The 24,606-nt window shown below is 64.5% G+C and carries 27 protein-coding genes and 1 pseudogene; 13 read left to right on the top strand and 15 right to left on the bottom strand.

Annotated features, from left to right (window positions below; all coding sequences use genetic code 11):
- A partial coding sequence (gene argG, locus AC5RUJ_RS01585; RefSeq protein WP_494155564.1) for an argininosuccinate synthase occupies nt 1-1,362 on the bottom strand: 1,362 nt, incomplete at its 3' end.
- A 159-nt stretch (nt 1,363-1,521) separates the two neighbouring features.
- Here argG and AC5RUJ_RS01580 point away from each other — a divergent pair.
- Together AC5RUJ_RS01580 and AC5RUJ_RS01575 are read left to right on the top strand one after the other, a co-directional pair.
- The gene (locus AC5RUJ_RS01580; RefSeq protein ID WP_493999531.1) at nt 1,522-2,496 is read left to right on the top strand and encodes an aldo/keto reductase; all 975 of its coding nucleotides are present in this window, start codon (nt 1,522-1,524) and stop codon (nt 2,494-2,496) included.
- A 29-nt stretch (nt 2,497-2,525) separates the two neighbouring features.
- Nucleotides 2,526-3,209: a hypothetical protein gene (locus tag AC5RUJ_RS01575; RefSeq protein ID WP_494128173.1), complete on the top strand. Its 684-nt coding sequence runs from the start codon at nt 2,526-2,528 to the stop codon at nt 3,207-3,209.
- A 30-nt stretch (nt 3,210-3,239) separates the two neighbouring features.
- Here the strand turns inward: AC5RUJ_RS01575 and AC5RUJ_RS01570 are convergent, their stop codons facing one another.
- Nucleotides 3,240-3,680, bottom strand: coding sequence for a Rieske (2Fe-2S) protein (locus AC5RUJ_RS01570; protein ID WP_494050028.1), 441 nt, complete (start codon nt 3,678-3,680; stop codon nt 3,240-3,242).
- Nucleotides 3,681-3,756: 76 nt separating this feature from the next.
- Nucleotides 3,757-4,200, bottom strand: coding sequence for a QcrA and Rieske domain-containing protein (locus AC5RUJ_RS01565; protein ID WP_494050027.1), 444 nt, complete (start codon nt 4,198-4,200; stop codon nt 3,757-3,759).
- A gap of 289 nt (nt 4,201-4,489) precedes the next feature.
- On the opposite strand from AC5RUJ_RS01565, the gene AC5RUJ_RS01560 reads away from it, so the two are divergent.
- From AC5RUJ_RS01560 to AC5RUJ_RS01550, 3 genes are all read left to right on the top strand, one after another.
- Nucleotides 4,490-5,281, top strand: a complete 792-nt coding sequence (locus AC5RUJ_RS01560; protein ID WP_494013846.1) for a ZIP family metal transporter — start codon at nt 4,490-4,492, stop codon at nt 5,279-5,281.
- Between the two features lie 80 nt (nt 5,282-5,361).
- Complete coding sequence (locus AC5RUJ_RS01555; RefSeq protein WP_494101750.1) at nt 5,362-5,664, top strand: hypothetical protein; 303 nt, start codon at nt 5,362-5,364, stop codon at nt 5,662-5,664.
- Between the two features lie 18 nt (nt 5,665-5,682).
- Nucleotides 5,683-5,964, top strand: a complete 282-nt coding sequence (locus AC5RUJ_RS01550) for a hypothetical protein (protein WP_494109172.1) — start codon at nt 5,683-5,685, stop codon at nt 5,962-5,964.
- Here the strand turns inward: AC5RUJ_RS01550 and AC5RUJ_RS01545 are convergent.
- The 6 genes from AC5RUJ_RS01545 to AC5RUJ_RS01520 all read right to left on the bottom strand — a co-directional run bounded on the left by AC5RUJ_RS01545 (nt 5,961) and on the right by AC5RUJ_RS01520 (nt 11,883).
- A complete protein-coding gene (locus tag AC5RUJ_RS01545) occupies nt 5,961-6,812 on the bottom strand; it encodes an HAD family hydrolase (protein ID WP_494013847.1) in 852 nt (283 codons plus the stop codon). The two genes, AC5RUJ_RS01550 and AC5RUJ_RS01545, sit on opposite strands and share 4 nt — an antisense overlap.
- Nucleotides 6,813-7,618: 806 nt before the next feature.
- Complete coding sequence (locus tag AC5RUJ_RS01540; RefSeq protein ID WP_494101748.1) at nt 7,619-7,780, bottom strand: hypothetical protein; 162 nt, start codon at nt 7,778-7,780, stop codon at nt 7,619-7,621.
- A complete protein-coding gene (locus AC5RUJ_RS01535) occupies nt 7,758-7,874 on the bottom strand; it encodes a TetR family transcriptional regulator (RefSeq protein WP_494101747.1) in 117 nt (38 codons plus the stop codon). Before AC5RUJ_RS01535 ends, AC5RUJ_RS01540 begins: the two co-directional genes overlap by 23 nt.
- 62 nt (nt 7,875-7,936) lie before the next feature.
- Nucleotides 7,937-8,632 (bottom strand): potassium channel family protein, encoded by a 696-nt coding sequence (locus AC5RUJ_RS01530; protein ID WP_493999541.1) that lies wholly within the window; start codon nt 8,630-8,632, stop codon nt 7,937-7,939.
- Entirely contained in the window at nt 8,625-9,875 is a 1,251-nt protein-coding gene (locus AC5RUJ_RS01525) for a TrkH family potassium uptake protein (protein WP_494101752.1), read from the bottom strand. Before AC5RUJ_RS01525 ends, AC5RUJ_RS01530 begins: the two co-directional genes overlap by 8 nt.
- A gap of 193 nt (nt 9,876-10,068) precedes the next feature.
- Nucleotides 10,069-11,883, bottom strand: coding sequence for an APC family permease (locus AC5RUJ_RS01520; RefSeq protein WP_494128174.1), 1,815 nt, complete (start codon nt 11,881-11,883; stop codon nt 10,069-10,071).
- A 349-nt stretch (nt 11,884-12,232) separates the two neighbouring features.
- On the opposite strand from AC5RUJ_RS01520, the gene AC5RUJ_RS01515 reads away from it, so the two are divergent.
- Both AC5RUJ_RS01515 and AC5RUJ_RS01510 read left to right on the top strand, forming a co-directional pair.
- On the top strand, nt 12,233-14,731 hold the full coding sequence (locus AC5RUJ_RS01515) for an ATP-binding protein (protein WP_494128175.1): 2,499 nt from the start codon (nt 12,233-12,235) through the stop codon (nt 14,729-14,731).
- 371 nt (nt 14,732-15,102) lie between these two features.
- On the top strand, nt 15,103-15,789 hold the full coding sequence (locus AC5RUJ_RS01510) for a response regulator (protein WP_494128176.1): 687 nt from the start codon (nt 15,103-15,105) through the stop codon (nt 15,787-15,789).
- Nucleotides 15,790-15,995: 206 nt separating this feature from the next.
- On the opposite strand, the gene AC5RUJ_RS01505 is transcribed toward AC5RUJ_RS01510, so the two are convergent.
- Entirely contained in the window at nt 15,996-16,337 is a 342-nt protein-coding gene (locus AC5RUJ_RS01505) for a VOC family protein (RefSeq protein WP_494155563.1), read from the bottom strand.
- 33 nt (nt 16,338-16,370) lie between these two features.
- Nucleotides 16,371-16,901, bottom strand: coding sequence for a TetR/AcrR family transcriptional regulator (locus AC5RUJ_RS01500; protein WP_494128177.1), 531 nt, complete (start codon nt 16,899-16,901; stop codon nt 16,371-16,373).
- A gap of 214 nt (nt 16,902-17,115) precedes the next feature.
- Here AC5RUJ_RS01500 and AC5RUJ_RS01495 point away from each other — a divergent pair, with 214 nt between their 5' ends.
- Nucleotides 17,116-17,868, top strand: a complete 753-nt coding sequence (locus tag AC5RUJ_RS01495) for an MBL fold metallo-hydrolase (protein ID WP_494128178.1) — start codon at nt 17,116-17,118, stop codon at nt 17,866-17,868.
- A gap of 157 nt (nt 17,869-18,025) precedes the next feature.
- Nucleotides 18,026-18,307, top strand: a complete 282-nt coding sequence (locus AC5RUJ_RS01490) for a hypothetical protein (protein ID WP_493999548.1) — start codon at nt 18,026-18,028, stop codon at nt 18,305-18,307.
- Between the two features lie 213 nt (nt 18,308-18,520).
- On the opposite strand, the gene AC5RUJ_RS01485 is transcribed toward AC5RUJ_RS01490, so the two are convergent.
- The gene (locus AC5RUJ_RS01485) at nt 18,521-19,171 is read right to left on the bottom strand and encodes a hypothetical protein (protein ID WP_493999549.1); all 651 of its coding nucleotides are present in this window, start codon (nt 19,169-19,171) and stop codon (nt 18,521-18,523) included.
- Between the two features lie 215 nt (nt 19,172-19,386).
- Between AC5RUJ_RS01485 and AC5RUJ_RS01480 the strand changes: the two genes are divergently transcribed.
- Nucleotides 19,387-20,619: a saccharopine dehydrogenase family protein gene (locus tag AC5RUJ_RS01480; protein WP_494075993.1), complete on the top strand. Its 1,233-nt coding sequence runs from the start codon at nt 19,387-19,389 to the stop codon at nt 20,617-20,619.
- A 138-nt stretch (nt 20,620-20,757) separates the two neighbouring features.
- Here AC5RUJ_RS01480 and AC5RUJ_RS01475 read toward each other — a convergent pair whose 3' ends face one another.
- The gene (locus tag AC5RUJ_RS01475) at nt 20,758-20,910 is read right to left on the bottom strand and encodes a hypothetical protein (protein ID WP_494023188.1); all 153 of its coding nucleotides are present in this window, start codon (nt 20,908-20,910) and stop codon (nt 20,758-20,760) included.
- On the opposite strand from AC5RUJ_RS01475, the pseudogene AC5RUJ_RS01470 reads away from it, so the two are divergent.
- Together AC5RUJ_RS01470 and AC5RUJ_RS01465 are read left to right on the top strand one after the other, a co-directional pair.
- Nucleotides 20,884-21,347, top strand: a pseudogene (locus AC5RUJ_RS01470) (ASCH domain-containing protein). The gene AC5RUJ_RS01475 and the pseudogene AC5RUJ_RS01470 overlap by 27 nt on opposite strands.
- Before the next feature lie 160 nt (nt 21,348-21,507).
- Nucleotides 21,508-22,116: a DUF2867 domain-containing protein gene (locus AC5RUJ_RS01465; RefSeq protein ID WP_494155562.1), complete on the top strand. Its 609-nt coding sequence runs from the start codon at nt 21,508-21,510 to the stop codon at nt 22,114-22,116.
- A gap of 155 nt (nt 22,117-22,271) precedes the next feature.
- Here the strand turns inward: AC5RUJ_RS01465 and AC5RUJ_RS01460 are convergent, their stop codons facing one another.
- Nucleotides 22,272-22,463, bottom strand: a complete 192-nt coding sequence (locus tag AC5RUJ_RS01460) for a hypothetical protein (RefSeq protein ID WP_494155561.1) — start codon at nt 22,461-22,463, stop codon at nt 22,272-22,274.
- Nucleotides 22,464-22,610: 147 nt separating this feature from the next.
- Between AC5RUJ_RS01460 and AC5RUJ_RS01455 the strand changes: the two genes are divergently transcribed.
- A complete protein-coding gene (locus AC5RUJ_RS01455) occupies nt 22,611-23,081 on the top strand; it encodes a DUF2975 domain-containing protein (protein WP_494128181.1) in 471 nt (156 codons plus the stop codon).
- A 116-nt stretch (nt 23,082-23,197) separates the two neighbouring features.
- Here the strand turns inward: AC5RUJ_RS01455 and AC5RUJ_RS01450 are convergent.
- Nucleotides 23,198-24,606, bottom strand: a 1,409-nt coding sequence (locus AC5RUJ_RS01450; RefSeq protein ID WP_494155560.1) for a 3-hydroxyacyl-CoA dehydrogenase family protein, incomplete at its 5' end; no start/stop codon positions are given.

Below are 24,606 nucleotides of genomic sequence, written 5' to 3'. Positions count from 1 at the left end.
GAGCTGGGCGGTGTCGGCGATTTCGCTCGCGCCGCCGGCTTCCAGCGCGCCCACGAGCTCGGCGGTGGGACCGCCCACCAGCCCCTGTGCCGCGTACTGCTCCAGGCGGGCGCGGGAGTCGGCGATGTCCAGGTTGCGCATGGTCAGCTGGCCGATGCGGTCCAGCGGACCGAAGGCAGCATCGCCCACGCGCTCCATGGACAACTTGTCCGGGTGGTAGCTGAGCGACGGGCCGGTGGTGTCCAAGATGGTGTAGTCCTCGCCGCGGCGCAGCCGCAGGGTGACCTCGCCGGTGACCGCCGAGCCCACCCACTTCTGCAGCGATTCGCGCAGCATGAGCGCCTGCGGGTCCAGCCAGCGGCCTTCGTACATCAGGCGGCCCAGGCGGCGGCCCTCGGCGTGGTAGCTGGCCACGGTGTCTTCGTTATGGATCGCGTTGAGCAGCCGCTCGTAGGCGATGTGCAGCAGGGCCATGCCCGGGGCCTCATAGATGCCGCGCGACTTGGCCTCGATGATGCGGTTCTCGATCTGGTCGGACATGCCCAGCCCGTGGCGGCCGCCAATGGCATTGGCCTCCTGCACCAGGGCGACGGCGTCGGCAAACTCCGTGCCGTTGATCGCCACCGGGCGGCCCGCCTGGAAGCGCACCGACACGTCCTCGGTGGGAATGTCCACGTCCTCGCGCCAGAAGGCCACGCCCATGATCGGCTCGACGGCCTCCAGACTGGTGCCCAAATGCTCCAGCGTCTTGGCCTCATGCGTGGCGCCCCAGATGTTGGCGTCGGTGCTGTACGCCTTCTCCGCGGAGTCGCGGTAGGGGAAGTTGTGCGCGGTCAGCCATTCGGACATCTCCTGGCGGCCGCCGAGCTCGGAGACGAAGCGCGGGTCGAGCCACGGCTTGTAGATGCGCAGCCGGGGGTGGGCCAGCAGCCCGTAGCGGTAGAACCGCTCGATGTCGTTGCCCTTGTAGGTGGAACCGTCGCCCCAGATGTCCACGCCGTCTTCCCGCATGGCGCGCACCAGCAAGGTGCCGGTCACGGCGCGGCCCAACGGGGTGGTGTTGTAGTAGGAACGGCCGCCGCTGCGGATATGGAAGGCGCCGCAGGCCAGCGCGGCCAGGCCTTCCTCCACGAGCGCGGGCTTGCAGTCCACCAGGCGGGAGATATCCGCGCCGTACTCGGTGGCGCGGCCGGGCACCGCGTCGATGTCCGGCTCGTCGTACTGGCCGAGGTCGGCGGTGTAGGTGCAGGGCACGGCTCCGCCGTCGCGCATCCATGCAACGGCAACGGACGTATCGAGTCCACCGGAGAAGGCGATGCCGACGCGTTCGCCGACGGGAAGGGAAGTCAGAACTTTGGCCATGGTTTCGATCATATGTGCAGCGGCACCCAAAGACAGAAGCGGCAACGCCGCGGCCCCCTGCGTGACGTGTCCGAACTCACTTGCGCGTCCGGGACGGGGGCCGGAGCCGGGATAGGATGCGAGGCGAACGGCAAAACCCCCAGTGACAAGGATGTAGCGATGGAATACCGGCGTCTCGGCAAATCCGGCCTCACCGTCTCGACGGTGGGACTCGGCTGCAACAATCTTGGCCGGTCCAACACCCCGACGGAAACGCAGGAAGGCACGGACGCGGTGGTCAAGGCCGCACTCGACGCCGGCGTGACCTTTTTCGACGTCGCCGACAGCTACGGGAAGACTCCGGGGCTGAGCGAGGAGTTCCTGGGCAGGGCGCTGGGATCGCGGCGCGACGACGTGGTGGTGGCTACGAAGTTCGGCATGGACATGCGGGGCGCCAACGGCGAAGACTTCGGCGCCCGCGGCTCGCGGCGGTACATTGTCAGGGCGGCCGAGGCGTCGTTGCGGCGGCTGGGCACCGATTGGATTGACCTCTACCAGTTCCACACGCCCGACCCGTTGACTCCGGTCGAGGAGACCCTGTCCGCGCTGGACGACCTGGTCCGCGCCGGCAAGGTCCGCTACATCGGCCACTCCAACCGGGCCGGCTGGCAGATTGCCGAGGCGGAATTCACGGCGCGGATGGGCGGCTACACCCCGTTCATTTCCAGCCAGAACCACTACAACCTGCTGGACCGCCGGGCAGAGCTGGAAGTCGCCCCTGCTGCCGAGGCCTACGGGCTGGGCCTGCTGCCGTACTTCCCGCTGGCCAACGGCCTGCTCACGGGCAAGTACAAGAACGGCAAGGCGCCGGAAGGCAGCCGGCTGACACACTCGCGCACCAACTTGCTCAAGGACGCCGACTGGGAGCAGTTGGGCGCCTTCTCCCGCTTCGCCGCCGACCGCGGACTAACGGAAATCGAGGTGGCCTTTTCCTGGCTTGCCACCCGTCCCGCAGTCGCGTCGGTCATCGCCGGTGCCACGAAGCCGGAACAGATCCGGCAGAACGCCCAGTCAGCGGGCTGGCACCCGACCGCCGAGGACCTGGCCGAGCTGGAAGGCATCTTCCCCGCGGTGCCGAAAGTGGCCCTGTTCTGAGACCTCCGAGGGGGCCGCGGCGGGAGCCGATGGAACGTTGGGAAGCCTTTTACGTTGAGGGCGCCAAGCAAGGCTGCCTCTACCGCCGGTGGGCGGATCACGTCCTCACCACGCGGATGGCTTTCGGGAGCGGGCCGGAGGGGTACCGCGCGGAATCCGTCATCCGGTTCGAGCCCGGGACGCGGCGGTGGGAGTCCTCTTCTTACCGGCAGGGGCCGGGCCGCCCCGAGGCAATCGCCCGCCGGGAAGACTTCGGGCTGACCGACACGAGCCTTCCCAGCTACGGGGAGTACCTGCTGTTGGCGGAAATGCTCGACTCCGGCGCCCAGGCCGTGGAGTACTTCCGGCTGGACGACGCCGCGCCGGCCGAACCCGACAACGGGGCATGGGCGCGGGTATCGCTGGCCGGCACCGAGACGGTGGTGCTGCCGGACGGCAGCCGGCCCTCGTGCGACCGCTACGACGTTGTCCTAAACGCTCGAACGACGGCGCCCGGCGGCGGCTTTCCCACCCCGACGGACTATCGGCCGGATACCGGGGCGGAGCTGGTCGGCGTTCACTGGGCGTCGGGCGGCCGTGTGGTCAAGAGCGACTGGCGAGGAGCCGAGTCCTTCCTCGCGCCGGATCGGAGGGCGGCAACCGCCGGCCTCGACCGGGCACTGATTGACTTCCTGGACACCGGATACGGTGACCGGCCGGCTGGGGCCGACTAGGACGCCTGCCCCGAGGGCTTCCAGACGGTTTCAGACGGTGACGGTGATCCACTCGCCGTCGATGGCCGCCGCGAAACGCGGCAGGGGAGCGGGTGCCGGACCGCCGGTTACCGTGCCGTCGGCGAGCGCGAAGGTCGAGTTATGGCAAGGGCACACGAATTCGGCCTTCGTCGGGGTCACGCCGCATCCCTGGTGCGTACAAACGGCGCTGTAGGCCAGGACGGTAGTTTCATCTGGGCGGTGGATGAGGATCTTCTCCCCGCCTGCCTCGCCGCTGGCGCTGCCGCCAACCGGCACGTCGCTGAGCTTCCCGACCCGGACCGGCGTGCCGTCGCTGGCAATCGGGGAAGCGGAGGCACCTTGTGCCCCTGTGTAGTCCTGGAGCGGGGAACATGCGGTGAGCGCGCCCACCGAACCGACGGCGGTCGTGGCGGTCAGGATGGCGCGGCGCGAAGGCAGGGACGAACTCATGTCCGCTATTCTCCCGGACGGTGCCGGTAAATTTCCAAACCGACTGCCGACCGCGCAGGGCCCAGCGCGTAAGCGATCAAGCGACGACGGTGATCCGTTCGCTGTCAATGGCCGCTGCAAAGCGCGGCAGCGGTGCCGATGCCGGTCCGTCGAGCACCGAGCCGTCGCCGGCGCTGAAGACCGAGCCGTGGCAGGGGCAACGGAACTCCTCACCCGCCGGCGCCACGGTGCACCCTTGGTGCGTGCAGACTGCGCTGTAGGCCAGGACGGTAGTCTCGTCGGCGCGGTGGATGAGGATTTCCTGCCCGCCCGCTTCGCCATTGGCGCTGCCGCCAACCGGCACGTCTGCGAGCTTCAGGACCTGTACAGCAGCGCCTCCGGAGGTGGCCGGGGCAGGTTTTCCGCCGGCCTCGCCGCCGCCGTTCCCCGCCGGCGCACAGGCAGCCAGTACACACGCCGAGCAGGCCGTTGCGGAGGCGGCCATGACCGAGCGTCGCGAGGGACCGGCATCGGGCTTCATGCGCTGACCTTCCCCCTGAGCGGTATGGGTGCCTTTCGCAAAGGGTAGACGTCCGGGCCCATGGGTTGGTTCAGCCGGCTCATGAAAGGGTTTTCGCGCAGGAACCTGCAGTACATGGCCACCGTTGCCAAAGCCTGGCCGGATGCAATCCGGTCTGGCTGTGTCCGGCGTCTGTCCTAGGACGGAACAGGAGGATCGGATGAGCGTGTGGACGTCGGAACGACCGCGAGGGGTTCAGGGCTTCATTCTGCGGTTGTCCCCCAATCCTGCAACCACCCATAATGACGGTGTGGCTATGTCGCTGCTGTTCGGCATCGTGACTTCCAGCGCCCTGATGCTGGGTGGATTTATCGGTGTGCGTTTCGAACTGCCCAAACGCGTCCTGGCGATCATCCTGTCCTTCGCAGCGGGCGCCCTGGTCACCGCCCTGACTTTCGAACTCTTCGAGGACGCCTACCAGCGCGGCGGCATCTGGCGCGCAGCGGTGGGCCTGTTTGTCGGCGCGGTGGTGTTCACGACGTTGAGCGCGCTGCTTGACCGCTGGGCGCAGGCCGGGTCGAACCCGGTTGCGGCGGACGAGTACCGGGGCAGCCCCAAGCTCGATACCGACGCCGCCGCCACCGGGCGTGCGCCGGGGCCGGCATCCACCCGGGGTGCGGCCGGTCTGGCCCTGCTGGCCGCCGCTACGCTCGACGGCATACCGGAGAACCTGGCGCTGGGCGTCTCCCTGGGGGAGGGGACTGGCGGGCTGGCGCTCCTGGCCGCGATCTTCGTCTCCAACCTGCCCGAGGCCCTGGTCGGGGCAGCCTCGATGCGCAGCCAGGGCATGTCCAGGCCCGCCATCATCGGACTGTGGGGTGTGTGCTCAGTGCTGCTGGTCATCGCCGTCGTGGTCGGTGCCGGGCCGCTGTCCGGTACCGACCCCGAGACGATCTCGCTGCCATTGGCCTTCGCGGCCGGCGCGGTGATCGCCGCACTGGCCGACACCCTGATGCCGGAGGCATACGAACACGGCGGACCGGCGGTCGCCCTGAGCACCGCGGCCGGGTTCGTGCTCTCGTTCCTGCTGTCCCTCGCGTGAGAACCGGCGCCGCTAACGACCCTCCGTGCCCCCGCATCGACCCGCGCCGTTATCTGGGGTTCCGAGTTAGTCCGCAAGGTTTGTTCGATCTGGAGATGGGCACCGGCGGCTCGTTCAACAACTGCGCCCGGTTCACGCCCAGCGCGAACGATATACCGGAACGGTCGCTGGCCTCGCTCGCGGCCACCAACCGTGACTTCGCCACCGGCGGTTCCCCCTGGCAGACCGCTGGCGAGCCGGGCGAAAACCGCACCTACCGCGGAACCTGGCGCTTCGATACCACCGGCATGTCGCAGGTCGAGATCAACGCCCTGCAGGGCGCCCGGGTCCATGTCGACCTGGTCTGGGAGCTGCAGTCGGATGAATCGCCCACGCAGCCGTAAGCCGGTTCCGTCAGTTCCGTGACCCGCCGGCTGCCCGGCAGCGCCTTGCGTCCTCTCTTCTCCCGCGACGGCTGGCTGCTGTACATCGCGTCCACGCTCTCGCGGTTGTATCTGGGCATCGCCCTGAGCCTGGTGCTGATCGGCCTGCTGCCTGCGCTGTTCGGCTGGCATACCAGCGTGATCCAGAGCGGTTCCATGGAACCGCACGTCGGCGCAGGGGACGCGGTGGTGTCCGCGCCCTTAGGCAGTGATGACCCGGTTTCGCCGCTTCCACTGATTTTCGCGCGGCAAGGCCCCTAGCTGAGCAAGTGGGATAGGGCGGTTACGACGCCATGTTCCTCATTCGTTGGCGCGGTGTAACGGGCGCGGGAACGCAGGATCGGATGGGCGTTGTCCATGGCGAACGACAGGTCGGCGCGGTCGAACATTTCGAGGTCGTTCAGGAAGTCGCCGAACACGACGGTTTGAGCGGCATTCACGCCCAAGGTCCGTTGCAGTTCCTGCACGGCTCGTCCTTTATTGGTGCCCGGGGCCATGATGTCGATCCACTGCTTACCGGAGACGGCCATCTGGTGGCTGGATGCCAGTGGAGCGACGATGCTTCTCGCGCTGGACTCAACGTCGGTGGAGTCGTAGATCGCGAGCTTGAGGATGTCATCGGTGACAGTGGTGAGATCCTCGACCGTGGTGAGTTCGGCGTAGTAGGTTTCCGCCTCCCGGATGAATCCAGCATCGCGTCGCTCGATGTAGGCACTGCGGCGGCCGCATACGACCAGGCCGAGGCTGTTCGCGGTTTCCGTTGCATGGCGAACCGCGTGAATGACGTGCGTGACAGTGGGCTCGTCCATGTAGGTGGCGGAGAGTACTGCGCCGTCACGGACAACAAGGGAGCCGTTCTCGGCGATGAAGGTGGCACCTGCTGGTGCACTGGGGAACATGCGGGCCAAAGTGGCGTATTGCCTGCCGCTGGCGGGTACAAATGTGATGCCACGGGCACGCATCCGCTCCAGCAACGGCCAGAACCCGGCAGGAACGTTACCGTCCCCGTCCAGCAGGGTGCCATCCATATCGGAGACCACCAGACGCACGTCGTGAAACCCGCTCGGGATCGAGGACCAAGGCTCAGCGCTTCGAGCAACACCACTCATCGTGCCTCGTTGTCTTGACCATGATCGCCGCTGCCGCGGAATCCTAAGCTAAACATGGTTCTTAACGCTACAGACAGGGGATTGGTAAAGCGACTTCAGAACGACTTCCCGGAGGGTAGGACTCGCGGGGGCGCTTTCTGTGGACGAGTTGTTCACTCTCAGACGTGCCGTTGCATCTATACCAGGCAGTCGGTGTGGACTCCCTGTGGAGGGGTGGCGAAGTGCGGGAGCATCCGCGGCGCCCCTCGCCTTGGCAAGCCTTGGATTGGTCTTCCCCAACGAGAGGAGACGTTCATGTCCTTGGACCAAGACCGCCGCAACAAGTCATACCGACTGCAGGTCGCCGGAGTCTTGGATCGGCGCTGCCGGGCTTGTCGTTGCACTGTTCCGAGCCGTCTTTGACGACCTTTGGAACTCCGCTGGACGTTGAACATGGATGCCTTTCCCTGATAAACCTCAGACGTAAGCGCTGTTATCGGCTCAACGGGTGGAGGCCCGACAGCTGAATGTAGTCCAGCTGATTGAACTCAGCGCCTCTTTCGATCACTTCGCGGGAATTGCTTGCGCTCCGTCCCTGCATGCCTGACGGGGTTCATTGGCCGGGTGCACGCCCTGAAGTGCGGCGTTGACTACTTGGTGCGTAACCCTGCATTCAGCGGAAACTGGCGCAGTACGGCCCCGGTCCAGAGGCCGCCCGCGATCATGTCCATGAGCAGCATGGAGATCGGCCTCGGGATTGAGCTCTCCGCGGGCCTTTGCCTTGTCGAAGACCTGTGCCTCGTTAACCAGCCGACCGTGAAGAAGCCCTAAATCCGGGCGGCCAGGTCCTCGTTCACGACGGCCGCGGACAGGACGGCGACCACGACGTTGGAGGCGGGAGGCACGGTCAGCAGTGCCGCAATCCGGTCGGCCAAAACCTGCAGGTCGACTCGGAGGGTCTCGGTTTCAGGGACGGCGAGGGTCAGCATCGGGGGCATCAATGAAGGCAGCGCCCAGGAGTTCTGCCTTGGACTTCCACCACCGGTAGATCGTCGTCTTGTTAACGCCGGCGGCCTCGGCCACCCCTGCTGAACCGCTCGTATCCCCGCTTCTGGAATGAAGCTCTGTACTGCCCTGAGCGCTGATCAAACCAAGGTGCTGAAGGCCTCAGCCTTGTCTTTTGTCCCTTGGACTATTATTTGATCGTCGTCGTAGAGCACAGTTTGTTGGGTGGTGTGCTCCCACTGCCCACCCTTGCGCTTGACAGCGACTACTGTGATGTCGAACTTTGAGCGCAGCTGCAGCAGGCCCAGCGGACGGTCCTGGGCTAGCCCGGGCGGGATGGTTCGGATCATGACGAAGTTATCTTCGAATTCGACGTAGTCCAGCATTGCCCCGCGGACCAAGTGCGCCACCCGGCGGCCCATGTCGTGCTCGGGCCGGATCACGTGGTGCACGCCCAACTGTTCGAGGATCTCGGCGTGCGGCTCACTGATGGCTTTGGCCCAAATCGCGGGCCTGGCGAACTTGAGGAGCCGCGAGGTGGTGAGAATGCTGGCTTCCACGTCTGTTCCGATGCCCACCACAGCGCGGTCGAACTCGTGTACAGAGAGCTGTCGCAGCACCTCGTCTTTGGTGGAGTCGGCACGGACTACGTGGGTCAGCAGCCCGTTGAAGGACTGAACGGTCTCTTCGTCGGCGTCGATGCCCAGGACCTGGGTGCCCAGGGACTCGAGCTCCAGCGCCAATGCTCCGCCAAAACGGCCGAGGCCGATAACAACGACGGACCCCGCCTCGGCGATCCGGTCGAAGGAGCGTGAGGGGAAGGGGATTCTAGCCAATGAGCGGCCTTTCTTTCGGGAACTCGTACAGGATCGGTCGCGCGCGAAGCGCCAGCGCGGAGGCCAGCGTGACCGGTCCCAGACGGCCGACGAACATGAGGATGATCAAAATCGACTGTCCGGCAGGTGGCAGCGAGGCAGTGATGCCGGTGGAAAGGCCGACGGTGGCGAAGGCGGAGATAGCTTCGAAGAGCAGTTTTTCCATGCCCGCGTCGGAGAGGAACATCAGGGCCATGGTGGCTGTGACTACCAAGGCGATGGCCAGCAGCACAACGGTCATGGCTTGGCGGTGTACAGAACGGGACAGTCGCTTGCCGAAGATGTTTACGGCGGCGCCGCCGCGGATTTCTGTGTAGAGGATGAAGTAGAGCACTGCGAAAGTAGTGATCTTCAGGCCACCGGCGGTGCCTGCAGGGCCGCCGCCGATGAACATCAGTATGTCCATGCCTAGCCAAGACACCGGGTTCATCTGGCCAATCTCGATACTGTTGAATCCAGCGGTGCGGGTGATGACGGACTGGAAGAACCCGGCCAGCACCCGTGCGGCGGGGTCCAGCGAGCCGAGCGTCGCCCGGTTGGTCCACTCCACCGCGGTGATGAAGACGGTACCTGCCCCCAGCAGCACGGCCGTGCCGGCCAGCACGAGTTTGGTGTTCATGGACCAGTGGATCGGACGCCGGTAGTGCCGGCCGAGCTCGAACAGCACCGGGAAGCCAAGCCCGCCGATGATCACCGCGCTGGCGATCGGCAGGCAGATCCATGGGTCCGCGACGAAGCCCATCAGGTTGTCTGAGAACAGGGCGAAGCCGGCGTTGTTGAAGGAGGAAACGGAGTGGAAGACTCCCAGCCAGAGGGCTTCCCCGGCAGAGTGTCCGTATCCGGTCATGAAGCGTGCCGTAAGGACCAACGCCAGCACGGCTTCGGTAATGAGGCTGATCCTCAGGACGCCGAACAGCACGCGCCGCACGTCGCCAAACCCGGTGCTTTTGGTTTCGGCGGCCGCGGAGATGCGGGAGCGAAGTCCAAGCCGTCCTGCCATCAGCACACCCAGCAGAGCTCCGAAGGACATTACGCCGAACCCGCCGAGCTGGATGAGGACCATGATCACCGCTTGCCCGAATGGGCTCCAGTAGACGGAAGTATCAACGATGATCAGCCCGGTCACGCACACCGAGGACGTCGCCGTGAACAGCGCCTCCAGGAAGGTGGCACCGCCAGGGCCCTGCTTCGACATCGGCAGCATCAGAATGGCCGTGCCGGCCAAGATCGCTGCGATAAAGCCAAGGACTATCACCCGGGACGGATGCCGCGGGCGTACTCGTTGCAGGAGGACGGCACCCGTGGGAGCCTGAAACTTTCGTAAGTCGCTGGTCCGGCGGAAGGCTGCGCCGATGCGACGGGCGGAGGATGCCTTCTCGGGCAAGGGACGTCGCGGTTCAGCCAACGTGAATCCGGGGACGGCGCTGCGGGTCGGGTTCGTTCTGGCGGATGATTTCCCGGACCACGGGGGCAGTGTCACCTTGGCCGAGGAGCAGGTAGCGCATCAGATGGGTCAGCGGATTGCCCTCGGACCATTCAAAGTAGGCCTGCGGCATGACACCGGTCGCATCGCGTAGTGCCAGCAGGACGGCGGCCAGCGCGTTGGGCGCGGCGGGGCTCTGAGCGCGCAGAATCCTGTACCCGCCGATCTCAACTCCGTGGACGTGGAGGGTGTCGCTGAAGCCGGAGGGGTCTTTGATTTCTACTTCGAGGAAGATGACGTCGGCGCTGCCGGGGACTGGGTTTATGCCGCGTTGAAGGACTTCCTTGCTGGAGTATTCCGCGATACCGGTGGCCGGGGGTTTGTGCGCAATCAGGTCCAGCCGTCCATCGAATTCCAGGGACTCGCGGATGAAGCGGCGGGCTTCGTCGTCGAACACTATGCGGTCTGCGCGCAGCTCGGTGGTTCGGGAGACCCGGGAAACCAGGGAGATGACCACGATGCCGGCGATGAACAAGAGCGAAATTGCCAACCCTTCGGGTTTTGCGAGGATGTTGGCTGTCAGGGCGTAGACCAGCACCAGCGTCAGCCCGGTGAACGCGGCGGCAGCGGACCGGCGCCGATTCCGGTACGTGGCAATTGCGACGGCCGCCGAGGCAGAGACCATCATGGCCAGGATGCCGGTGGCATAGGCCCCGGCTTGGGCGTTCACATCGGCCCTGAACGCGATGGTGATGATGATGCTCACGCCGGTGTAGACCAGGACCACCGGGCGGACCGCGCGGCTCCATTCCGGGGCCATGCCGTAGGAGGGCAGGTAGCGGGGCACGATGTTGATCAGCCCGGCCATGGCCGAGGCGCCGGCGAACCACAGGATGAGGATGCTGGCCAGGTCGTAGACGGTGCCGAATCCTTCGCCGAAGCGCTCATGCGCGAGATAGGCCAGCGCACGGCCGTTGGCCTCGCCGCCCTCGGCGAAGGCATCGGCGGGGATCAGCAAGGTGGTGACGACACTGCTGCCCAGCAGGTACACGCTCATGATCAGGGCCGCGGCTGTGAGCAGCTTGCGGGTATTGCGGATCCGGGAGGCGAGCCGCTCCTCGGGAGTCCGGCCTTTCGCTGCGACGAGAGGCATCATGCTGACGCCGGTTTCGAAACCGGAGAGCCCCAGGACCAGGAGCGGAAAGGCCAGCAGGGCGGGAAGAACCATCCCGCCTAAGCCCCCCGGCGTCGTGGTGAGGAGATCTGTCCAGTCCGCGACGAGGCCTGGCGTGGTCAGGATGTCGAGCAGACTGGTGCCGATGATGGCTGCGTTGAGGACGAGGAAGATTGCCACCAGCGGGACCGCGACTGCGACCGCCTCGGTGAAGCCGAGCAGGAAGACTCCGCCGAGGATGAGCAGCAGCACGATGGTCACCGGTACGGCGTGGCCGTGGAGGAACGCGGGAGTGTGGGGGTTCTCCAGCAGATGTACCGTGGCGTCCGCCGAGGAGAGCGTGATCGTGATGATCCAGGAGGTTGCCACGAAGCCCAAAAGGATGAGGACAAAAACTTTCCCACGCCAGAAGGGCAGCAGATGCTCCAGCATGGCCACCGACCCCTGGCCATGCGGGCTGGTCTGCGCCACCCGGCGGTACATGGGCAGCATTCCGCCCAAGGTCAGAATGACGATCAGCAGTGTCGCGAGCGGCGAGAAGGCGCCGGCGGCCAGCGCCGCGATGGCCGGCAGGTATGACAGGGTGGAGAAGTAGTCCACACCCGTCAGGCACATGACCTTCCACCAGGGCTGCTGAATGTCATTGGTTCCCGGGCTTGCCGGTCCGACGGGTTGAACAACGTGGGCGGTAAGCCAACGGGCCACGCCATGGGACGGCTTTTGACGGCCGGTAGGGCGGGGCACGCTCTCCGGAATGAAGTACTGGGTAGACGCACCCACAGTCGTCTTCTCTCTTATACGGTTCCTGACGCGATTGATCACACTACTCCGGCAGAGGCGGCCAGAGAGCGAAAAACAGCAGCCGACGGCGTTAAGAAATCATCAAAATGTCCGGGTAGCTGGGCGGGGCAGGTGAGCGGGGCGGGGAGGCCCTCGGCTTGCAGAGGCGGTGAGAATGGTCTTTATGGGCAGAGGAATACTGCGGATTTTTCTTGGCGCGGCGCCGGGCGCCGGGACCACTTACGCGATGCTGACCGAAGGGCTGCGGCTGACCGGAGATGGCGCCGATGTGGTCATCGGCGCGGCCCTGCACCGGGGCCGGCCGGAAACGGCTGCCCTGTTCGCGGACATGGAAGCAGTTTCGGATGCCGGCCCGGAGGGCGTTCAGGAGCTGGACCTGCACGCCGTTTTGTCCCGTGCTCCGGAAACGGTGCTTGTGGATGACCTGGCTCAGGCCCACGGAGTGAACGGTGGGCGCAGGCTGGTATGGGAGGACGTCGATGGCCTGCTCGACGCAGGCATCAATGTCATGGCGACCCTTGAGATTGCGCGACTGGAGTCGTTGGGTGACGTGGTTGAAGCCATTACCGGCGTCCGGCCTGACGAGACGGTGCCGGACGCCTTTGTCCGTGGTGCCGGACAGATTGAACTTGTGGATGTGGATCCCGGACTGCTCCTTGACCGGGTGGCAGCAGGCAAGGTGGTTCCGGCGGAAAACGTGGATGCGGCCCTGGCGGGATATTTCCGCTTGGGGAACCTGACGGCATTGCGGGAGCTGGCCCTGCTGTGGCTGGCGGACCGCGTGGAGGAGGGCCTGAGTGATTACCGGGCGCGCAAGGGGATCGAGGCGGTCTGGAACACTCGGGAGCGGATCGTCGTCGGCCTTTCCGGCGGGCCGGGAGGGCAGTTGCTCGTGCGACGGGCGTTCCGAATGCTCGCCGGCAAGCTTGGCGCCGAGTTGCACGCCGTGCATGTGCGCTCCTCGGTAAGCTCCCGGGAATCACCGGGGGAACTGGACGCCCAGCGTGTTCTTGTGTTGGGGCTGGGGGGAACGTACCACTCGATCGGAGGCGATGATCCTGCCCAGGCGCTCGTTGCTTTCGCGCGCAGGACCGATGCAACACAGATCGTCGTCGGCGCCCCCGGACGGAAGCTGCGGTTGCGCCGCAGCGTCGGCCAGCGCCTTCTGCGCCTTGCAGGGGACGTCGACGTTCATCTGGTCGGTCACGGACGCAAAGGTGCGGCCAGTTCCGTCAGGACGGGCCCGTCATCGCTGGGCAGAGGCCGGATGATGGCCGGCGCCGCTATGGCGTTGCTGCTGCCGTTCATCCTCCAGGCGGGACTTAGTCTCTGGCCGCACAGCCACTTCGCCACCGATATGCTCGTGCAGCTGACCGGGACCATCGCCGTAGCGCTGGTCGGCGGGCTCTGGCCGGCCGTGGCGGCGGCAGTGCTCAGCAGTGCGATCGTGAATTTTTCCGCTCTGCACCCCATCGGCACCATGGGCATCAGCGATCCTGAGAATGTTCTGGCCCTGCTGATCTTCCTGGCCGTCGCGATCGCGGTTTCGCTCGTCGTTGGGCTCTCGGCAAAACGCAGCCGGGCGGCAGCCGCAGCCGGGGCCGAAGCTGCGGCTCTGGCGGAGCTGAGCCGCAGCACCCTTGCCGTCCACTACACCATCGGCGAATTTTTGGACCGGATCCGCGAACACTTCCAAAGCAGCGGTGCCGCGTTGTATGCGCGGGATGAACGCCAAGGCAAAACCCGGGCATGGCAGCTGGTGGCCAGCACCGGCAGAGTCGATGAAGACCTGAACGGCAATGAGAACGTCGAGCAACTTGACCCATCGCATGCCCTGGCGCTCTCCGGCCGCCCCCTCAGCCAGCAGGAACGGCACCTGCTCACTGCCTTCGGCGCCCACCTCATGGCCCTCCTGCAACGGGACCAGCTCCGGGCCAGCCGCCGCGACATCCTGCGGCTATCCGAAGGCAACCAGATGCGCACCTCGATCCTGCGTGCGGTCTCGCACGACCTGCGCACGCCGCTGGCAGGGATCAAACTGGCCGTCAGCAGCTTGCGCCAAGACGCCGTGGAATTCGACCCGGAGGACGAGGCCGAGCTACTGGCTACCATCGAGGACTACGCCGACCGCCTGGGCCTGCTGGTAGGAAATTTATTGGACATGTCGAGACTGACGGCGGACTCGGTCACGCCTTTGATCCGGCCCGTCTACTGGGCCGACGCCGTCGCAGACGCCCTACGCGGAATTCCCGAGGAAGCCGTGCGGGTGGACTTGCCGGACAGCCTGCCCCCGGTTAACGCTGATCCGGGCATGCTGGAACGCGTGATTGCCAATGTCGTTGAAAACGCCGTGAAGTACGCCGGCGGGTCCGATATCTTCATCACTGCGGTCACCGGTACGGGCAAAACCTCGGTGAACGGGAAACCTGCCGGCCAACTGCGCATCATCGACCATGGCCGCGGCATCCCGGCCACTGAGCTGATCAATATGTTCCAGCCATTCCAGCGCCTCGACGACACGCCGGCGGGGACCGGGGTCGGCTTGGGACTGGCTGTCGCGAAGGGCTTTACCGAAGTTATGGACGGGCATCTGGACGCCGAGGAAACCCCAGGTGGAGGGCTGACCATCGTCATCACGATGCCGCTCTCAGCGCGGGCCTGAAGTACATTCGCGGAAGGCCGCTGTCCGGCGTAGGAGACGCGTTAAGATTTGGGCCGTCCGCGTGAAGAAACCGTTAAGAACGGCGCCCGGGGTCCGGTCTTGGGTTTTGCTGGGCTTTGGGAGGGCCAGCCGGGCCTTCTACACCGAAAGTTGGAATACGCATGGACGCGGACCTTTGGTGGGAGATTCTGCCGGTTCTGGCCGCCGGCGGCACCGTGCTGGTGCTGCTGATCCGTTCTCTGGTGCGCATGAAGAAGGGCAGCAATTGGTGGTGAGGAGGTGCCTGTCCGCGGACCCAGGAGACACAATAGAGCTCAACCGACGGGCGACGGTCGGCTTCCGGTGGCGTGCGAGGAGGAGACGGGACAGGCATGACCAACGTCTTGATCGTCGACGACGAGCCACAGATCCTGCGTGCGATGCAGATTAACCTCCGGGCGAGAGGCTACCGTACCTACATTGCAGCTACCGGAAGCGAAGCGCTGACGGAAGCAGCCAAAGAGCCTATCGACTTGGTGATCCTGGATCTGGGGTTGCCTGACATGGATGGGGTGGACGTGATCCGCGGCCTACGCGGGTGGACGGATATACCCATCATCGTGCTGTCCGCTCGGCATGCCTCAGACGACAAGGTTGAGGCCCTGGATGCGGGTGCTGACGACTATGTCACCAAGCCCTTCGACCTGAATGAACTCTTAGCCCGGCTTCGTGCCGCAGACCGGCGGAACGACAGCAGTCTCCAAGGCGCGTCGATTGGCACCGCTGACTTTGAGATCAACCTTAGCGACAAGCGGGTTGTTCGGGACGGACAGGCGGTCCGGCTGACCCCGAACGAGTGGAACATCCTGGAAATTTTGGCCAGAAACCCCGGCCGGCTCGTATCGCAGCAGCAGATCCTGACCCACGTGTGGGGGCCCGCTTATCTAAAGGAAACCCAGTATCTGCGCGTCTACATCGCTCAGCTCAGACGCAAGCTTGAACCTGACTCGTCCAGACCGCGCTATCTCCTCACCGAAGCAGGGATGGGCTACCGCTTTGAACCAGGGGCGCCCCCTTGAAACGGCTGTGCCGTCTCGAGACCGTCCGCCCCTCTTAGGTTTTATGACCAGAGGCCCTTTGCCCCCTGATCGGGCAGCCCTATTTGTCGAACCGTGAACGTGAAGGATGCCGCCGGAACCCGCGCTCAACCCTGTTTTATACTCAGCGGTGCGGCCACTCCGACCGAGCCGCAACCAGAGTGGCGTCGAGCGAAATTTTGTCCCGGCTAGTCGCCGCGTCCGGCTTCGGTACTGATGCACAGCCGGTTCCCTTGGGCATCAGTGGCCACTACCCACACGGGCGCATGTTCATCATCGAGTGTTGCACCAACGGATACCAGAGCATCCAGATTCGAGGCGCTTTCGCTGAAGGGGACAGTGATGTCCAGGTGAAAACGATTCACATTCGGGCTCTGGGACTCCTGAAACCAGATGGCCGGACCCCTGCCATAGGGATCGGTCAGGGTTCCGTCTTCCTGCATCTTGTAGCCCAGTGCAGTTCGCCAGACTTCCGAAATGGCCTCCGGGGTTCTCAATGTCTTCGTGCCCAAGGGCACGCCGCCGGCCATCCTCGGGCTGGGGCGGACGGGTCGCGGCGGTGATTACCATTCCCCATAGATCCGGATCAGCGCACGTTTTGCCGCGGTGTACGGCTCAGCCGAACCGGTGAGGAGCGAACGCGCATTGGCCGCCTCAAGAAATGCCGTCGTCTCGAACACCAGTTGATTCACGTCTACTTCAAGGAGTTCCCCGATGTCGGCCGCAGCCTGGATTTCCGAGGCCAGCAAGGAGCGCCATTCACGAACCGCCTCCGCCACCGCTTCCCTCACCGGACCAGATTTGGAATCGAACTCCGTGCTGGCGGCCGCAAAGAAACATCCGCCGACAAAGACCCTATTGCGGCTGTAGGAAAGCCAAGCGTCAAGAAGGGCGCGAAGTCTTTCGAGCCCGGGTGCGGCGTTGACGGCGGGAGCTACGACCGCCGCGATGAAAACTTGTCTCGCTGCCTCAACCGTCGCGATTTGCAGTTGCTCTTTAGAACCGAAGAGGGCAGCTACTCCACTCTTGCTCAGAGTCGAACGAGATGCCAGGCCGCCGATCGAAAGGCCCGCAAGCCCCTCAACCGAGGCCATGTTCACAGCTTCCTCTAAAACAGTTTGTCGCGATTTCAGACCTCTGGCCGCTCTGCCATCCATATTTACCTCTCTTCTCCAAGAAAATCATAGTGTACGATCGTTCGTATTCTTACCGGCTCGCGTATAGCCCCCCGGATTTCCGCCATTGGTAGACCTGCGCGGGGCTGCCAAAAGTCGGCCCGTTGATACTCAAGATTCGAAGGACGACCCCATGCAGACAACCCTGACGCATATCGGCACCGCAACGATGCTTGTCGAATTCGGCGGCCTCACGTTCCTCACAGATCCGGTGTTCAACCCCGCCCCTACTGAGTACAAGTTCGGGCCCCTGGTCCTGCGGAGCACTAACAAACCGGCCATGTCCGCTAGCGAACTTCCACCAATTGATGCCGTGCTGCTCAGTCACGACGAACACCCGGACAATCTAGATGACGCCGGCAGGAGGTTGCTGGAGGGGAAACCCGTCTTGACCACCCAGAGCGGGGCGGGACGGCTGGGTGGCCAAGCAGTTGGTGTGGCGCCTTGGGCCAGTCACACGGTCGCCGTGGGAGAGAAATCCGTGATCATTACAGCGACGCCTGCCCATCATGGCCCCGTTGGTGACGTCATTGGATTCATCCTCCGGATTCCGGGGGAAGAAAAGGTCCTTTACATCTCCGGCGATACCACCTATGAAAGCGACCTTGACCAAATCGGCGACCTATTCTCGATCGGAGTAGCAGTGCTGCACCTTGGCGCGGCGAAGTTCGCCATACTTGGGGACCAGATGGTCAGTATGGACAGTTCGAGCGCAGCCAAGTTTACTGCCGTCCTCGCCGCCGACGCCGTAGTGCCGATCCATTTCTCCTCTTGGGAACACTTCACTGAAACGGAAGATGAGATCGCGGCTTCATTTGCGGAAGCAGGCCTGACTGACCGCCTTGAATGGCTCACCCCCGGGGTGCCACGGATCCTTGAGGTCTGATTCCGCGAGGCAGCCCCTTCCGGCCTCACAGAGACTATAGCCACCGGTGAACTCCAAGTCGCTGGAATGAAGCACTGCGATCTTGACTCCGCCAACTTTGGGCGGCGACATAGGGAGTCAAGATGCAGGAAGCCTCTGAAAACCTTCAAACGACGGCGTGCCGGGCCTGTCAATAGCGCAGTTATTCGAGTCTGCGGCAAGCCAAGATTTCAAGGCTTCCCAGCTCAGCAACCGCGATGCCGGAAAATGGAAACGGATCATGATCGCTTCGGCAATAGGAGCCGCGCTTTTCAGCCTGCAAGCTGTCATCTCCGCACTGCTCGGCGGTTTCTACGTGACGGTAGTTGTGGTTCCGCTTGCCGTTTTCTTTCTTGCCATGAGTGCTGCAATTTGGTTGATGCTGAGGGCGCGGACGAAGTCACTGGGGAAAGACCGCTAGCCGAACTCAGCCACGAGGCCCCCGTTACTCCGAGTGGAGCCTAAATAATCGCTTCTGACTCATCACGCGCGTGCATAAGCTCTAGCTCATTTTTGTTGCAATGGGTGACCGGCTGATGCGACTGGCGGGCGGGCAACTCCCGACCTTGAGAAGCGAAGGTCTTGTTGCCTCCGGAACGAACGCCACTAACCCCGTTAAGCCAACGGCCCCGCCTCAGCGGCGGGTGGGGAGGACCGTCGTCGTGACGGCCACGGCCTGCGGGGTGCGGGGGAAGGGACTGAATCCGAAGCGCACGGGCGGATCCACCGGCGCGAGGGGCCCGAGGCCGGCCCCGTTCCAGCTCGCCACGGCGCGCTCAACGCTACGGATGGAGCGCACGCCATAGTACTCCCGACGTCCGCCTCCGGCGGAGCCGGCGGTGGCCACCCCCGGGAGCAGGATCCCCGCGGCGCGGTTCACGGCTGTCAGCCACGCCGGGTGGACGGCGATTCGGACGGGGACCAGTTGCAGCATCCAGCCCAGCGCTGTCACGGGGCCCAGGTCGGCGCGCAGTTCCAGCGGGCCGCCGGAAACGCGGAGGACCAGTACGGCGGTCCCGGGTTCGTTCCCCGGTTCCGCGCTCCGCTCCCCGGCGGGGCTCAGGCTGGCGTCCAGCGGCGCCACCACCACCTCATCGAAGCGGTAGGTCGCGGACACATAGTCGGCGACCGCCCGGTTGGGGGCCAGCAGCGTCCGCAGCCCGTCGCGGTCCTCGGTCATGACGTCCGTGAAGGCGCCGAGCGGCGAGTCCATCCAGTGCCCGACCACCAGCCGGCGTCCCGCGCTGGTGCCCAGACCCGCGATGAACCCTGTAAAGCGTTCCATCCGGCTACCGTACGGCTCCGGCCGGCCCCGCCGCACGCCGTTGCGTAAAATCGACGTCGCCACCGGCACTCACCTGACGTCAGGTTGGGTGTACCCTAACTGGCAAACACGCGGAACGCGAGCCAGTCTCCCAATCAGGACCACTCACGATACCCGAGGATCAAAGCAAGGAGCCGTGTGTCAGCTTGGAGTTGCCGCTGTGAAAGGCTGCAGTTATGGACAACTCATCCCGGGAACATGACCTCGTTCTCTACGGAGCGACGGGTTTCGTTGGCCGACTGATCGCCGGCTACGTCGCGGAGCATGCACCGGCCGGCATGCGAGTCGGACTCGCGGGCCGGTCGAGGTCCAAACTCGAGGCGGTTCGGTCGCAGTTGCCGGTCGCGGCGCACGGATGGGCCCTCATCGAAGCCGACTCGGAGGACGCGGACTCGATCGCTGCCCTGGCCGCGGGCACGCGCGTGCTCCTCACAACCGTCGGTCCATACACGAAACACGGATTACCTGTCGTCGACGCCTGCGCAGGGGCCGGTACCCACTACGCCGACCTCGCGGGTGAGGTGTCCTTCGTCCGGGAGGCGATCGATCGCTACGACGCTCTGGCCATGACGAGCGGGGCCCGGATCGTGCACTCCTGCGGCTACGACTCCGTGCCGTCCGACCTCGCTGTATTGCTGCTTCATCAGGCAGCAGAAGCCGATGGCGCTGGCGGTTTGGTCGAGGTTCAACTCGTCGCTACGGCCAAGGGTGGCATCAGCGGAGGCACGCTCGAGTCGATGCGCGGGCAGCTCGACACGATGCGATCGAGCACCGCCCTGCGGTCATTAGCCGCGGACCCCTACGCTCTGAGCCCCGACCGCACAGGGGAGCCGACGACACAACAGCCTCCTGACGCCGGTCCTGTTCGCCGTTCCGATGACGGCACCTGGACCGCGCCTTTCATCATGGCCGCGGTCAACACTCGGATAGTGCGCCGCAGCAACGCATTGCAGGGTTGGGCCTACGGCCGCTCCCTTCAGTACGGCGAGGTGATGGGGGTAGCCCGCGGACCGGCAGGAGCGGTCATCGCCAGGGCAATGGCACTCGGGCTCAGGGCATTCACGGGCGCGATGGCGTTTCCGCCGACCCGGGGAGTGCTCGACCGCTGTCTTCCGGCACCAGGTTCGGGTCCGAGCACCCGCACGCAGCGCGCGGGCTGGTTCCACTCCCAGGTAACCGCCCGCACCGAGAACGGGCACCGATACCAGGCGATTGCCGCTGGCCCCGGCGATCCCGGCTATGCCGCCACGGCCGTGATGGCAGGGGAGACTGCACTCGCTCTTGCCCTCGACGGTGACCGGCTGCCGACTGCGAAAGGGTCGCTAACACCGGCCACTGCACTCGGCAACGTGCTCATGCAGCGACTCCGTGCGGCCGGCCACACTTACCAGGTAACCAAACTCGCCTGAACCCAGATCCTGCAGGTCCCCTGATAACGGGGCAATCATTGACTGGACCAGTCCGACTAGCGGCGCGATGGGATTTCGCCGAGGGAGTATGCCAGGGTCATCTAAAGATCGCGACCAGCGATGCTTCCAAATCGGCTTTCAACTACCCTGGGCCGCCCCGGCGCGCACCTTCACGCGCTTAGTCCAGACCAGCACTCTGCTCCAGGTCGTGGAGCCCTTGAGCAGCCAGGTGTTGGCCCAGCCGACCATGACGCAGGCATTCGGATGTGGCAGGCATACTGTGCTGCTCACCCGGAGACGGTAGCTGCGGCCCCGGAATACACAATTGAACACTTCGGTGATACGCAGCGGTTAGCTGATGAACTTCTCGCTCATGTCCTCAGCGGAAACAAACGCGCGACGGCGGAGCCCGTTGCGGACTTCATAGCGCGAGGTGACCAGGTGCCCCGGATCGGGGTCACACTGGATTGCCTGTGATGGGAACGGCACTCCGAGCATCATCATTCGCACTTGAACTGCGCATTCGTTCTTTCAAAAGTGCTGATGCTGCTTTCGCCCGCGACGAAGGCGAGGACGATTTGAGCCTAGACAGTTGGCAGCGTGAGCACCGCCGCTACTGGACTCGCGTATCAGCAGCCCAAGGGCGTCAATGGGCAGAAACCGACGAGATCGTCTTCGAACGATTCAAGGTGGTTTGGCCACCTCAATATGCAGATTCGGCGCAATAAGTCAGCCGCACGTTGGCTCGTAGGGGATTCCCCAAATGGGACAGTAATGAGCCCTGATAGAACGGGATCGCGGCCGGCGTTTCAGCTGTCTTTTTCGGCTTCTTTGCCAGACGCGAGATCCAGAAGCTTCGTCATGAGTATCCGACGTCATAACATCCGGTTGGCGTTCTACCTGCCGCCTTCCCCGAGGCAGATCTGGTACTTTGCCTGGCAGTACGCGCAGCGGCGGGCCCCGAAGAAAGGCGAACTCATGCACCCGGAACTTCAACGCTACTCGAGGTCAGCAGACCACCTAGACAGGGTGAGCGCCAAAACATCGCTGTCTTTACGTGAGGGCATCAGCAACATCCTGTCGTGGCAACCGATCTGGCTAAAGGCGCTGTTCGTGGCTCGTGGTGTGCTGGCCCGCGTCATGCGGCTCGAACACCCATCCGGCCGTACGAACCGCGCACCTCGCCCGGCAGAGATTAGCCTCCGCCCCGGTGGCAGACTCGCCTTCTTCACGGTTTCCGCAAGCAAGGAAGACACCTACCTGGTGCTCACCGCCGAGGACACTCATCTAATCGCGCACCTCATCGTCGAGGTCGAGCCGACCGGAACCGAACCCAAGAACAATTTCCAGATCACTACCGTCGTCCATTACCGCCGTTGGACGGGGCGGCTCTACTTCAACTTGATTTGGCCTTTTCACAACTTCATCATGCGCCGCATGATCACTGCAGCACTGGTGCATCCCCCGGGTTTTCTGAAGAACTTCCCAAGCCGATGACCGTCTAAATGCCAGGCAGGTGTATCGATACAGAATTCTCAACCGGAACATTCACGAGCGCACAACTGCATTTAGGCGATTGTTCTGCTATCGGCGTTCGCGGAGGCAGGGACGTAGGGTTGTAAACCCTGTTTGGGGTTCCCAACCTCGACCATTTAGCCTCCAGTCCACAGGGGAATCATGAGCGCAAGCAGCAAGAGCAGCAGCAATGCGCCGAGGGTAGACGGGATCCAGTACCACTTGGACATCTGTAGTCCGAATAGTGAGAACACCACGGCACCGGCTACGGCGACAACCACCAGCGCGTTGTCGGTGACGAAAAAGAGGACCAGCGAAACCAAAAGCACAACCGTCGCCGCTATTGGTCCGGCAGTAGGTCGCCGCTCTGGGGTAACGACTGCCGCCATGGCCTCACCTTTCATTTACTCGCATTATGCCTGTTCACTTGCGCCTAGCGCTTCCGCCATTCAGTCCACGTCGGTGATGATTGCCCTATGATCAGTCAGCGAGCCACACCCTTCCGCATCATCCTCGGAGCCCTTGCTGTTGGGGCACTGCTGGCTCAGCTGCTGATTGTTCCGCAGGTCGCCGCAGAGTACGCCGGCGCCTACCCCGAGGTTGCGTACCTGGCGCCCCCGTACGTCACGGCAATCGTGATTGCCATCGGCGGTTTCGAGGTGGCCTTGCTGGCGTCCTGGCAGCTGCTTTCGGCCGCGGTGGCGGGCAACGTGTCGACCAATCGGTCAAAGCGATGGGCCACCGTCATGGCGGCTTCGCTATGCTTCATGTCGCTGATCTTTGCAGGCGTTTTTGTCCACGCTGGAAGCGTCGCAAACGTCGGCGGACCACCGATGTTGTTCGGACTGCTGGTCTCTCTCGCCCTTGTGCCCGCTGCGTTCAGTGTGAGAGCCAAGGCACTGGGGTTTCTAATGGGAAACGACGTCCACGAACGTGCTGTCGCGTGACTGGAATGCCCCGGGCCTGCGCTCCCGGGTAACGACGTCTTTTCCTCCGGTGAGCCGGCACCGCCGTCGTCCTGAAGGATCGGTACGACGGCGGTGCCCGGCTCCGGCGGCTGCGGTTACCGCTCCGGGTAAAACTTTCGGCCGTTGACCCGTTCGGAGGCGCCTACCCGGTCCAGGTAAGGGGTGATGCCGCCCAAATGCAGCGGCCAGCCCGCACCCATGATCATGCACAGGTCGATGTCTTCCGGCGCGGCCACCACGCCTTCTTCCAGCATGAGCCCGATCTCCTCGGCGAGGGCGTCCTGGGTACGCCGCAGCAGCTGCTCGGAGCTGCTGGGGGAGTCTCCGAACTCCAGCAGCGCCAGGGTCGACTCGGGAATCACCTGCCGGCCGTCGTCGTCGGTGATCCAGAGGGACGTGATGCCGTGGTCGATGAGCCGCTGCTGGTTGGCGGAGACCCGGAAGCGGTCGCCGAAGGCCGCATTCAGCGACTCGGTGACATGCTGGGCCACCGGGATGCCGACCATGGCCAGCAGGGTGAACGGGGTCATCGGCAGGCCCATGGGCCGGAGCGCGTTGTCGGCAATGTCGGCGGGCGTGCCCTCGTCGAAGGCGTTGGCCACTTCCCCCATCAGCCGCAGCAGCACGCGGTTCACCACGAAGGCGGCCGCATCCTGGACCAGCACGGTGGTCTTCTTGAGCGCCTTGCCCAGGACAAAGGCGGTGGAGAGCACTTCGTCGCTGGTCTTCGGCGCCCGGACGATTTCCAGCAGGGGCATGACGGCCACGGGGTTGAAGAAGTGAAAGCCGACCACGCGTTCGGGATGCAGCAGGTCCGCTGCCATCTCCGTGACCGACAGCGATGAGGTGTTGGTGGCGAGGATGCAGTCCTCGGAGACCACCGCCTCGACCTCGGCGAAGACCTGCTTCTTGACGGCCAGTTCTTCGAACACGGCCTCAATCACAAAGTCGGCGTCCGAGAACGCTTCCTTGGAGGCCGAGCCGGTGACCAGGGCCTTGGTGCGGTTGGCAGCGTCGGCCGAAATGCGCTGCTTGGCCAGCAGCTTGTCCACTTCGGCGTGGACGTACTCCACGCCCTTGTCCACCCGGGCCTGGTCGATGTCCGTCATGACCACCGGAACCTTCAGCTGGCGGGCGAACAGCAAGGCCAGTTGGCTGGCCATCAGGCCGGCGCCGACCACGCCCACCTTGGTGACAGGCCGGGCGAGCTTGGGGTCCGGTGCGCCGGCCGGCCGCTTGGAACGCTTCTGCACCAGCTCCAGGAAGGCGTATACCGTGTCGCGGAAATGCGGGGTCTGCATCAATTCCGCCAGCGCCTCGACTTCAAGGTCGGCTGATTCCTGCTGGCTCTTGCCCCGGCCGGCGTCCAGGACGTCCAGCACCTTGGCCGGTGCCGGCGCGGCGTTGGACGTCTTGGCCTCCACGAACTTCCGACCGGCCGCGATGGCCTTGTCCCAGTCCGCGTCGGTGGCCGCGGAGGTCTCGGCGCGGCGGTCCGCGACCA

It is taken from the genome of Arthrobacter sp. Y3223164 (genome assembly GCF_059091005.1).
The sequence above is the reverse complement of the archived record's forward strand: the minus strand, read 5'-3'. Positions and strand labels throughout refer to the sequence as shown.

What these genes read in the sequence shown, in the direction of transcription:
- AC5RUJ_RS01580 (WP_493999531.1), top strand. Translation starts at nt 1,522, where the DNA reads ATGGAATACCGGCGTCTCGGCAAATCCGGCCTCACCGTCTCGACGGTG.
- AC5RUJ_RS01575 (WP_494128173.1), top strand. Translation starts at nt 2,526, where the DNA reads ATGGAACGTTGGGAAGCCTTTTACGTTGAGGGCGCCAAGCAAGGCTGC.
- AC5RUJ_RS01570 (WP_494050028.1), bottom strand. Translation starts at nt 3,680, where the DNA reads ATGAGTTCGTCCCTGCCTTCGCGCCGCGCCATCCTGACCGCCACGACC.
- AC5RUJ_RS01565 (WP_494050027.1), bottom strand. Translation starts at nt 4,200, where the DNA reads ATGAAGCCCGATGCCGGTCCCTCGCGACGCTCGGTCATGGCCGCCTCC.
- AC5RUJ_RS01545 (WP_494013847.1), bottom strand. Translation starts at nt 6,812, where the DNA reads ATGAGTGGTGTTGCTCGAAGCGCTGAGCCTTGGTCCTCGATCCCGAGC.
- AC5RUJ_RS01540 (WP_494101748.1), bottom strand. Translation starts at nt 7,780, where the DNA reads ATGCTGACCCTCGCCGTCCCTGAAACCGAGACCCTCCGAGTCGACCTG.
- AC5RUJ_RS01525 (WP_494101752.1), bottom strand. Translation starts at nt 9,875, where the DNA reads ATGCTGCCGATGTCGAAGCAGGGCCCTGGCGGTGCCACCTTCCTGGAG.
- AC5RUJ_RS01520 (WP_494128174.1), bottom strand. Translation starts at nt 11,883, where the DNA reads ATGTGCCTGACGGGTGTGGACTACTTCTCCACCCTGTCATACCTGCCG.
- AC5RUJ_RS01515 (WP_494128175.1), top strand. Translation starts at nt 12,233, where the DNA reads ATGGGCAGAGGAATACTGCGGATTTTTCTTGGCGCGGCGCCGGGCGCC.
- AC5RUJ_RS01510 (WP_494128176.1), top strand. Translation starts at nt 15,103, where the DNA reads ATGACCAACGTCTTGATCGTCGACGACGAGCCACAGATCCTGCGTGCG.
- AC5RUJ_RS01505 (WP_494155563.1), bottom strand. Translation starts at nt 16,337, where the DNA reads ATGGCCGGCGGCGTGCCCTTGGGCACGAAGACATTGAGAACCCCGGAG.
- AC5RUJ_RS01500 (WP_494128177.1), bottom strand. Translation starts at nt 16,901, where the DNA reads ATGGCCTCGGTTGAGGGGCTTGCGGGCCTTTCGATCGGCGGCCTGGCA.
- AC5RUJ_RS01495 (WP_494128178.1), top strand. Translation starts at nt 17,116, where the DNA reads ATGCAGACAACCCTGACGCATATCGGCACCGCAACGATGCTTGTCGAA.
- AC5RUJ_RS01485 (WP_493999549.1), bottom strand. Translation starts at nt 19,171, where the DNA reads ATGGAACGCTTTACAGGGTTCATCGCGGGTCTGGGCACCAGCGCGGGA.
- AC5RUJ_RS01480 (WP_494075993.1), top strand. Translation starts at nt 19,387, where the DNA reads ATGGACAACTCATCCCGGGAACATGACCTCGTTCTCTACGGAGCGACG.
- AC5RUJ_RS01455 (WP_494128181.1), top strand. Translation starts at nt 22,611, where the DNA reads ATGATCAGTCAGCGAGCCACACCCTTCCGCATCATCCTCGGAGCCCTT.